This is a genomic window from Microcystis aeruginosa NIES-4325 (assembly GCF_008974145.1).
GTDB classification, from domain to species: Bacteria; Cyanobacteriota; Cyanobacteriia; order Cyanobacteriales; family Microcystaceae; genus Microcystis; species Microcystis aeruginosa_G.
Genome location: NZ_BJKP01000039.1, coordinates 17,864 through 27,541, shown reverse-complemented (window position 1 = coordinate 27,541; position 9,678 = coordinate 17,864). Strand labels below are relative to the sequence as shown.

At 41.5% G+C, this 9,678-nt stretch carries 7 protein-coding genes and 1 pseudogene; 3 read left to right on the top strand and 5 right to left on the bottom strand.

The genetic code is table 11. The annotated features are described in order from the left end of the window. Positions 1-100: 100 nt before the first annotated feature. A complete protein-coding gene (locus MiAbW_RS16605) occupies positions 101-2,173 on the top strand; it encodes an AAA family ATPase (protein ID WP_151697004.1) in 2,073 nt (690 codons plus the stop codon). A 123-nt stretch (positions 2,174-2,296) separates the two neighbouring features. Here MiAbW_RS16605 and MiAbW_RS16600 read toward each other — a convergent pair whose 3' ends face one another. From MiAbW_RS16600 to MiAbW_RS16585, 3 genes and pseudogenes are all read right to left on the bottom strand, one after another. Beyond that, positions 2,297-4,534: an FUSC family protein gene (locus MiAbW_RS16600; RefSeq protein WP_151697003.1), complete on the bottom strand. Its 2,238-nt coding sequence runs from the start codon at positions 4,532-4,534 to the stop codon at positions 2,297-2,299. Positions 4,535-4,590: 56 nt separating this feature from the next. Continuing rightward, entirely contained in the window at positions 4,591-6,036 is a 1,446-nt protein-coding gene (locus MiAbW_RS16595; RefSeq protein ID WP_151697002.1) for an Ig-like domain-containing protein, read from the bottom strand. A 265-nt stretch (positions 6,037-6,301) separates the two neighbouring features. Continuing rightward, a pseudogene (locus MiAbW_RS16585) lies at positions 6,302-6,544 on the bottom strand (photosystem II q(b) protein); the annotation flags it as partial. Positions 6,545-6,770: 226 nt separating this feature from the next. On the opposite strand from MiAbW_RS16585, the gene MiAbW_RS16580 reads away from it, so the two are divergent. Next, positions 6,771-6,998 carry a DNA-directed RNA polymerase subunit omega gene (locus MiAbW_RS16580; RefSeq protein ID WP_151697000.1) on the top strand — a complete coding sequence of 76 codons (228 nt, stop codon included), beginning with the start codon at positions 6,771-6,773 and terminating at the stop codon, positions 6,996-6,998. A 27-nt stretch (positions 6,999-7,025) separates the two neighbouring features. Here MiAbW_RS16580 and MiAbW_RS16575 read toward each other — a convergent pair whose 3' ends face one another. Together MiAbW_RS16575 and MiAbW_RS16570 are read right to left on the bottom strand one after the other, a co-directional pair. Further along, complete coding sequence (locus MiAbW_RS16575; protein WP_151696999.1) at positions 7,026-7,838, bottom strand: Uma2 family endonuclease; 813 nt, start codon at positions 7,836-7,838, stop codon at positions 7,026-7,028. 23 nt (positions 7,839-7,861) lie between these two features. Next, positions 7,862-8,518: a DUF3782 domain-containing protein gene (locus MiAbW_RS16570; protein WP_151696998.1), complete on the bottom strand. Its 657-nt coding sequence runs from the start codon at positions 8,516-8,518 to the stop codon at positions 7,862-7,864. Positions 8,519-8,855: 337 nt separating this feature from the next. On the opposite strand from MiAbW_RS16570, the gene MiAbW_RS16565 reads away from it, so the two are divergent. Continuing rightward, positions 8,856-9,608: a glucosaminidase domain-containing protein gene (locus MiAbW_RS16565; RefSeq protein ID WP_002801637.1), complete on the top strand. Its 753-nt coding sequence runs from the start codon at positions 8,856-8,858 to the stop codon at positions 9,606-9,608. Positions 9,609-9,678 lie beyond the last annotated feature (70 nt).

Sequence of the window (9,678 nt, the reverse complement as noted above, 5' to 3'; positions counted from 1 at the left end):
TACGGAGATAGGGTTCTAGTGTCTTAGGGTCCCACTTCCCCACTTCCCCACTTCCCCACTTCCCCACTTCCCCACTTCCCCACTTCCCCTCTATATAAATATGAAACTACTATCAATAAAGTTATGTAATTTTCGACAATTTTATGGTAAGACTCCTGAGATACATTTAGCGGCAAGTTCTCGCAATACGACGGTAATTTATGGCAATAATGGGGCGGGAAAAACAACAATTTTAAATGCTTGTACCTGGGTTCTTTATGAAAAATTTACAGCAGCTTTTGCCGAACCCGAGTTATTAGTTAATAAACGGGCAATTACAGAAGTAACCACGGGAACATCCATAGAATGTTCCGCAGAAGTAAACTTTGAACATGAAAATAAACGCTATCAGGTAAAACGAAAATTTTTCGCCTACCAAGATGTAAATAGTAAAATTAAATACGGTTCAAATAGTTTATATATGCTCTACGCTGGTGATGATGGCAATTGGTACACGCCCAATCAACCAGCGGAGGATATTATTAATCAAATTTTACCCGAAAGTTTACACCGTTATTTCTTTTTTGATGGGGAATATATCGATCATCAATTCCGCAGTAGTAGCCAAGGTAAAATCGGCGAAGATACAAAAGAATTGTTGGGAGTTAAAGTATTAGACAGAGCGATCGAGCATTTAAAAAAAGCCAAAAAATCTTTACAAGATGAGCTTAAAGATTTAGGGGAATCGGATTTAAAAAAGTTATTAAAACAGGAAAGTAAAATTGAGCAGGATTTCGAGAAATTAAAACAGCGTCAGCAAGATATTATTAGCCAGTTATCCCAGCAAGAAGAATTAAAAAAAGCCGTGACTAATCGCTTACTAGAGTTAAGTGGTGCCGAGGAATTAAAACAGTTAAAAGAAAAATTAGAACAACAGGAAAGAAATCTGCGGCAAGATTTAGTCAGAACTAAGGATAAGTTAAAGAAATTAATTTCTCAGCAAGCTTATCAAGTCTTTTTAAAAGGAATTAATCAAAATTTTCAGCAATTAATCGATCGCCTACGACAACAAGGGGAATTACCCAGTGGTATCAAACAGCAATTTGTCCAACAATTATTAGAGCGGAAAAAATGTATTTGTGGCCAGGAATTACAGGAAAATAGTCAAGCTTATTTACAGGTACAAGATTGGATGAATAAAGCAGGAATGGCCGATGTGGAAGAAGCAGCCATTCGCTTATCTTCCACAGTCAAAGAAATGGATAAAAAAGTCTTAGATTTTTGGCAAGAAGTGGATAATTATCAAGCTAATATTCACCAGTGGCGCTTAGAATTATCTTTAGTAGAATCAGAATTAGATGAAGTTCGGGATAAATTTCGCCATTATCCCGATGAAGATATTAAAAATCTGCAATCTCGTTTAGATGCGATCGAGGATTCCCTAAAAGATTTCCGCTTGGAACAGGGTAGCAATAAAAATCAACTAGATATCTATGAAAAAGAGTTAGAATCCTTGCAAAAACAGGTACAGAAACAGCAACAAAAAGAGGAAAAACATAATTTAGGACAACGACGTATTTTAGCCACTCAAGAGGCAATTAATCGCATTAGTGAGGTAAGACAGAGATTAGAAAATCAGTTTCGTTTGTCCTTAGAAAAACGGGTACAGGAAATCTTTAACTCAATTTCTTTTACTCCCTATATTCCCCGTATTAGTCCCGATTACGAGGTAAGACTATTAGAAAATACCACAGGACTCGCAATTCCCGTGGCAGCTTCCACCGGAGAAAATCAAATCCTCAGTTTATCTTTTATCGGGGGAATTATCGATCGAGTGCGCGAATGGAGTCAGAAAAATACTTTGATGGGAATTGATAGCAGCACTTTTCCTCTGGTGATGGATTCCCCTTTTGGTAGTCTTGATCATATCTATCGTCGGCAAGTTGCGATCGCTATTCCTAAATTAGCCAATCAGTTAATTGTTTTAGTAACAAAAACTCAATGGAGAGGAGAAGTAGAAACCGAGATTTCTCGCTATATTGGTAAAGAATATGTGTTAGTTTATAATTCTCCGAAAGCAGATTGTCAAGAGGATTTAATTAATCTTCATGGTGTTGATTATTCTCTGGTGAAACGCAGTCCTAATAATTTTGAATATACAGAAATTATCGAAGTTAATCGATTTTCCTCCTAACTGCTAAATTCTGTTGTTATAGCGGTTCTCACACCTGAGTGGTACACTTAAACCTTTGCTGATCAGACTTTTCAACATCGATAATGTACCTCTTGCGAACAGGAAACGCTATATAACTAAATTTTAACTTCTAATAAAACGAGCGATTGCTGTGTTTATTACCTCAACACGACTGGATAATTCCACAAGTTCCGTGGTGACAATATTATAATCCCCTAAATATTTCTGGAGATTAGTTCCCTCTTGTTTATCGGCAATTTCTACTAACCTTTCCTCTCGCAATTCTTGCAAATGATCGAGGATATTTTCTAAAGTATCTTCGAGGGTAGGTAAGGGAGAAGGAGGATTATTTGTTTGCAAAGCTTCGGTTAATTGCGTCAAAGCTTGGGTTATTTGTTGCGTGAACAGACTTAGATTAGGATGGGGAGGACTACCGCGATATTGTTCCAATTCCGTCAATAAAACTGTCACCCCGCGACCAAAACGGGGAATATAATTACTTAAAGTGATTGCCGGTTCCATTTGTGGAAAGGGTGTGCTAGGATCATCAATTAATCTTTGTAGGGCGGTTTGCATAGTTGTATTTGCCCGTCGAGCTTTATTGCGATGGGAAGATAAAATCGCAGTTTGATAGGATGATTCTCCTAAATAAACTGCCATAACTGACTGAAAATATATTTGATTAGCTTCTAATGCTTTAATGGCAGCGAGGGAAAAACGTTCATCTTCATTAATCCGTAAAAAACCGAAGGAAAGTACAAAAGCTAAAGCACTACCAATTAAAGTATAAACTATTCTGATATACTCTAAATTAATCCCGGCATTGCTGGCATCGAGACGACTGATAATTAAAGCAAAAATTGTGATAAAAAATACGGCTAAACTATAGTGAAATCGCACCAAAGTTAAAGCGATCGCTATAGAAATCAACCCAATAATTTCTAACCAGATCGGATTATCTATAATTCGCAACAATGCCAAAACAAAAAACGAGCCTAAAATCGTGCCAAACACCCGATTAAAAAAGCGTTGAAAAGTCAAGCTAAAATCTGGTTTTAACACAATAACTAAGGTTAAACCAATCCAAAAACTATGGGTAATCCCTAGCTTATGGTAGATCAAGACTCCTAGGGCACTTCCCAAACCCAAGCGTAAACCATGACGAAATAGGGGCGATTCTAGATTAAAATTAGATTTTAATGGTTCCCACCAAGCTTTTTCTTGACTGTACTCTTGTTCTATCCCTTCAAAGTTCCGCTGCCAGAGGTTTTTTTTATCTGAAAATTCCTCGCTTTGCCGCAAATGTTGCGCTGTTTCACTGGCTATTTTTAGCTGTTTAGATAATTTTTTTAAACGATTATTTAATTGGGAAATTGCCACATAACTGCTATAATCATCTTGGGCATTTTCTAAAACTTTAGCTTGCAGGTTTTTTTGTTGCTCGATCGCCTTGAGTAATAGCTGCAAACGCTCACAATCCGGTAGTTTATTTCTACCCAAAATTAACCCAGCAATATCTTCGCTAATTTCCGCCACCTGCACGAGAATATCTTCTAATAAAATAGCCACCGTGGTCAGTTGTGGCAAGGGATGAAGATGAAGCAATTCTCGCAGCGCAATTAAGCTGGTATTAATGCGATCGCTATCTTCAATCAAGACGATTAACAATTCCCGCAGCTCATTCTTTCCCCAACGTCCCCGACGCGTCAAGGTGACAGTTTTCCTGGAACGGAGCAACAGTTGGCGAATTTGGTCAAAATATGGCTCCTCATGAACATTAGAACGAGAGTGTAAAGGCAAAGAGCGGAGATAAGTGGCGATGCCCCGAAAATTTTCCGCCGTTACCTGACGTAAAGGCTGATTAGGACGAAAAGGCCAGATAAACAGGGCCAAAAAAATTGTCCATCCCCCTCCCAAAACAGCGATTCCGGCCCGTTGTAAAGCGACGACCATATCTCCCGATGGCAATGAGACGGCAAAAAGCAGCAATAAACTGATTACTACCCCAGCTAAAGCCCCATTTTCCCCGTAAACTGTCAAATAACCGGCTAGAAACAACCCGCAAAAAACTATCACGACGGTCAATCCTAGCCAAGCACTGGCTAATGTACCGATAATCAAAGCTAGAGCCATCCCGATAGTCGTAGCGACTAGGGTTTGCGCTCTCAGGCAGTAAAGTCCCCCCGCATCGGCTAAAATCAAGATTTGAGCCGCTAAACCGACCATTAACCCCAATTTTGACCGATCTAAAATATCACCGACAATAATCGGTACTGCGATCGCTAATAATGTCCGAATCCCCCGCTCGATCTCGATATCGCCACTAGGACGCAATAAAAAAGCAAATCGCTGAAGTAGCATAAATTCACTGAAAACTTAACTCTTGAACCTGATAACATAGCTACCGATCAATAATTTTAGGGCAGCCAACGGGGTTTAAAACCAGCGTTGAGTTCTTGAGGTAGAATTTTCGGGATGTTATTGGGACTGAACTGATCAGGAAGCGGTAATAACCAGAGACGACCATCGGCAATGCTCGACCCCTCCCCAGTGACTAAATCATTGCCGACTCCAAAGGGTATGGTTGCTAACTGATCAAATAATAAAGCCACGCCATCGGGAGACATACTCATCTGTACGTCACGATAATTAGGTAAGGCCAGCAGGGGGATCATTTTACCCGTTTCTATCTCAATAATCCCTAAAAAAGGTTCTTCTTTCACCTTGCCATCGCTGCCCATAACCAGATCGCTTTTCAGACAGTAAAGGGTTTTTTCCTGTCTCGGTTCAAATTCACAGCTAATAATCGGATTAGCTGTTCTTAACAGTAGTCTTGACTCTCCCCGATCGTTGAGCAAAAATAGCGATCGCTGATTATCCGATTCTGATTTCACCATTAGTTTTTGGCGACCATCCCGGGAAAAAGCGAGTATTTTCTCGTAGGTAGGCAAAAATTGCGGTTTTCCCGCTTGGACATCCAAAGGAATCACCGCTACCCCTCCCGTTTGACTGACAACCGCTTTTTTACCGTCGGGAGATAGTAAAAAATTATCCCCTTGCATTCCTAACGGTCGCGATTGTCCATCATCCCTGATTACCCATAAACTGGCATCCCCCGGATTCCCATGATTAATTCTCTGCACGATTAGGGTTTTGCCGTTATCTGAGAGATCAAAGCGAAGATTTTGATAAGTTTTCGCATCTAAAAACCTTTCTATACGACCACTGGGCAAATTTTGACCATGTTCGTCATGATTTAAACCCGTGGTAATCGTGTAAAGTTGCTGTTTCGGGGTGTCTCGTCCTAAGTCAGAGCGATCGAAGGCCGAGAATAAAATTCTATCCCCCCTCGGATAGATTTGAAAATCCGTGACCACCAGATCCCCAGGGGTAAGGATGGTTTTTTTCAGTTCTGTGACGTTATTCGCCCCCTGAATGATATTACAGACGATTAAACGGCCTCTTTCCTCTTGGTTGACTCCAATATAGGCAAAAGCTCGATCGTGGCTGTAAAATTCGCCGATAAAGTCCTCACCTTGAGCAATAGGTAACTTTACTTGATATTTTTTGCCGTAGATGGGTAATTCCGTCAAGGTATAGGTCAAGCGATCACCAGCCCAGCTAATTTTACCCGGTAAGGGAGGATTGATCACCAAGCTGGTTTCTATGTCCGAACGGTCAATCGGTCGATTAAAACTTAAAGTAAAATAATTGTCCCTAACGCCGATTTTTCGCCCTTGCCAGCTAAAATTCTCCCCTCGGGTAGGAACTTGATTTTCTTGTATCAAAATCGACGATATTGCGGCAATTAAAGCCAAAATAGTCGCTAACACTAAGCGATCGAACCAAGCTAATCTTTTCATCAGTTATCAGTTATCAGTTATCAGTTATCAGTTATCAGGAGTCGGTCGGCGGTCGGCGGTTGGCAGCTTCCACACTTCCCACTTCCCCACTTCTCAGTTCCCACTGTCTTATCAGCTTTAGTAATGATTGTCATCGGTTTTTTCAATCGAATAAATAAAAACGCCCCCAAAAAGGAAGCGTTTTTTAACTTATCATGAGGACTTAGCAAAATGTGTGCAGAGTTAGAACGCGGATGTTGGATGGGGATCCAGCATCTGTTTATTTTTAACCATCGATCGCCGATCCCGTCAAGGCCATGGGGATAGCATCACCGGAAGCTAAATCGAGGGGGAAGTTATGAGCGTTGCGTTCGTGCATCACTTCAAAACCAATGTTAGCGCAGTTGATCACATCCGCCCAAGTTGCGGTCTCGCGTAGCGAGCGCGTTGCGACCGCACGTACCTGGGAATCGATAATCGACTGGTTAAAGTTGAAACCGTTGAGGTTAAAAGCCATCGTTGAGATACCTTTTTTGGGTTTATTTATTTCAAAAATTATCTCTTTATTTGTATATTTTTAAACTTGTATTAAATTGATTTAAGTTTTGTAAAAAGTGGTTGACAAAATCCGATCGATATCAACGATCACCCTATACTTAAGGTTGACAAAATATGGTAAGGTGGACTGAGTAATAAAACTTATCACTAAAATCAGTGACAAGTGCCAAATTCACCAGACAAGGCTAAATATAACTATGTCCAAACGGTTTAAATTCGACTCCTCCGAGATGATTTATCTCACCGATAAACTGATGAATGCGGCCAGCAATCGTTACTCGATCGTCGTGCAAGTCGCTAGACGGGCCAAACGCGTCCGCTACGATACCGCAGAAAATATCGACGACCCGATGATTAAACCCGTCCAACGAGCCCTGATGGAAATGACCGACGAATTAACCGAACCGGAATTATTGCGCGATTAATCCCCTAAAATTGCCAGGAACCAACCCCTACATTTCATCGGGGTTGATCCCCAGTGATCTTAGTCTTTCCGCTAGTCGTTGGGCTTTTTGTTCCGCTTCCTGTTTGGCGAAACGTTCTTGCTGGGCGATCGCTTCTGCTTCCTGTTTGGCGAAACGTTCTTGCTGGGCGATCAAACGTTCTTGCTGGGCGATCGCTTCCGCATTCATTGCCCTTTCCTCTGCAGTTAAATAGCGATTTCCCGATTGATCATACCAATACAGCCATTCTCGCACCCAAGCGATGTGTTCTCCCTGCTCATATCCCAAGGCTAACCCGATTTCTGGCAACCAGACCCGATTATTTTCAGACTCTAAAAGCTCGTATTTCCCCGCTATCAGCTTATAAACCTCTAATCTCTCTCTATTTTTAAACCTTCCCCTTCTGCCGCTCAAGGGATTGTAAATGGCGTAATAGAGAATGCCTAGGGTTTGATAATCCGCTAACTTTCCTTCATATTCCCCATTATATTTCTCAGAAATCACTTCCAGGGCCAATATCGGCATAATATAAGCTTCTTCCCAGAGAACATAGCTTAATCTTCCCCTTTCGCCAGTATCGTGTTTGACTCCAATGGCTAAAAATCCATCGGGTACGATCGCCGGTTCGTCGGGATTGTAATAAACTCCCATATCGACACCAAAATACCAATCATCCCGCTCCGCCCAAATAAATGCTAGTAAACTGAGTAATAGATTGGGAATATCGTTCTGTAACTGGTTATCCACGGCTGTTTCGTCAGAACAGGGTAATTCTTCGGCACTGGGAAGAAGGCGATTTTTATTGTAGGAAAGGTTAACCATAGCGATTGTTTTGACTAGGGAAATTACCAAGTATTCGGTTGAAAGTCGGCATCATTAATAATGGCCACCGTATCCCCGGAGGGTTTAATCACAAATAGACCTTTTTTATAAGCGTATCGATCGATCCCCTCGTTGATTTCAATTCCCGCCACCGCACCGTAAGCTCGATAGTTTTTATAATGGGGAAAAGCGATTTTAAAACGAGTCAATTTTTCAATAAATTCATCCACATCATCTTTAGATAATCTAGATTTACATTCCACCACCACGAGATCGGTATCATCGACGGCTAGGATATCAATTTCCATGGCGATGCCCTGACGCTTGACTCTGGCGCGGGGATAAACTTCTTTAATATCGATACCTTTTTCCTGAAAAAGCCGTAAAACCGCCGGTTCTACCAATTCTTCCACAAATCGACCCCAGCGAGTGGTGAGACTATCTACCGCTTTGCTGGTTCGTTCAACCGTCCGTTTCAGTTCTGCCATCGAGCGATCGCTTTCTAGTTTAGATTCGGCGAGGAGGTTCTCTATTTGGACCCTATGGCGATCGTATTCCGCCTTGGATTCGGCAGCCCGGCGATCATATTCCGCCTTGGATTCGGCAGCCCGGCGATCATATTCCTCGGCGGAAGCGCGGAATAGCTGGTAAATATCCTCAAGAGTTACCGGTTCACTCATAGACTTACCTCTAAAACACCCCTGATCATTTTAGCGATTCCGTCGAGAAGCCGGACGAGAGCGAGAGAGCAAAACGGCAAAAAATATTAAGAATTATTTAAAAGACTTGACAAATGTGCGGGGGGGGGGTAAAATCTGTACGGAATTTACAACGCTCAAAGAGCTTAATTTTAGATGAAACTAAGTAGGGCTGGCTGAATAATGGTAAAACCCTTTTAAAATAAGGCTTTTGACCTGTTAAAATCCGATGTTAGTGCAAGAATATAGGATTGAGACCTTCAAATCTGCCTTCTGCCTGCTTCAATTTCTCTGACAACGCTCGAATTGAGGAATAAAAATGAACATCAAGTTTTCACCTGTTCCTGTTGAAGACCGAGAAAGGGGAAGAAACGGTAATTGTTACAATCCTGGTTCTCCCCTGACTGAAGGCATGAAAAAACAGTTTATGGAGGAGATTAAACCCATCTGTATCGAGATGGAAAGGAAATATGGCGTACCAGCAGCCTTTCTCGGCGGTCAAGCCGTTAATGAATCAGGATTTGGGTTAACTAGAACCGGATATTTTGCCAACAACTTTTGCGGACTCAAATTCGTAGGAGCTTGGGGACGAAAACCTCCTCAAATCATGAATGGTCAAGATTTCGGAGTCGAAACCTATCAGTTAATCGGTCAACCCGATGAAGCTTGGGATGGCTCAGTGCGAATCATCGAAAATTTAGGAGAAGATCGCCTTATCTTTGATGAATCTAGCCGCTACGATAACCGCTATTTCAAGTTTAAAAGTAAGCCTGAATTTTTTGATTTTCTCTGTCGGATTACCTACTTGAATGGCTCAGAAGGCCGACTCTACCCCAAAGATCTCCGCTACATTTTTGATGAATATCGACAAAACATCCAGCGCGGCATGAGTATCCGAGAAAGCTGTTCTTTAGTAGCTTGCCAGTTAGGAAAATCAGGATATTGCCATACGGAGGAAGGGAACGGAACGCCACCCCAGCGCCGATGCAACTATTACTCTAGGGTCATTACTGAGGCAATGGATGAATGGAACACTTACGAATGGACGAAAATTGCCCTAACTCAAAATTGAGGAAATAATATGGGGAGCATCTCATTTATGCAAGCGAGTAATTATACTTGTCCCTAAAACTGGTTTCTAG